This window comes from Pseudomonas sp. MIS38 (genome assembly GCF_019891575.1).
GTDB classification, from domain to species: Bacteria; Pseudomonadota; Gammaproteobacteria; order Pseudomonadales; family Pseudomonadaceae; genus Aquipseudomonas; species Aquipseudomonas putida_A.
Genome location: NZ_JAFLXF010000066.1, coordinates 1 through 477, shown reverse-complemented (window position 1 = coordinate 477; position 477 = coordinate 1). Strand labels below are relative to the sequence as shown.

At 48.4% G+C, this 477-nt stretch carries 2 tRNA genes; both read left to right on the top strand.

Annotated elements, in window-relative coordinates:
- Positions 1-121: 121 nt before the first annotated feature.
- Positions 122-198, top strand: a tRNA-Ile gene (locus tag J1G18_RS27880).
- Positions 199-227: 29 nt separating this feature from the next.
- Positions 228-303 (top strand) — tRNA-Ala (locus J1G18_RS27875).
- Positions 304-477 lie beyond the last annotated feature (174 nt).

The window sequence follows — 477 nt, the reverse complement described above, 5'->3', positions numbered from 1 at the left end:
AGGTAGCCGTAGGGGAACCTGCGGCTGGATCACCTCCTTAATCGACGACATCAGCTGCTCCATAAGTTCCCACACGAATTGCTTGATTCATTGAAGAAGACGATAGAAGCAGCCCGAAATTGGGTCTGTAGCTCAGTTGGTTAGAGCGCACCCCTGATAAGGGTGAGGTCGGCAGTTCGAATCTGCCCAGACCCACCAATTTTTGTGTGGGAAACCTGTAGAAATACGGGGCCATAGCTCAGCTGGGAGAGCGCCTGCCTTGCACGCAGGAGGTCAGCGGTTCGATCCCGCTTGGCTCCACCACCACTGCTTCTGAAGTTTGAAAGCTTAGAAATGAGCATTCCATCGCTGTGATGGTGAATGCTGATTTCTAGTCTTTTGATTAGATCGTTCTTTAAAAATTTGGGTATGTGATAGAAAGATAGACTGAACGTTACTTTCACTGGTAACGGATCAGGCTAAGGTAAAATTTGTGAG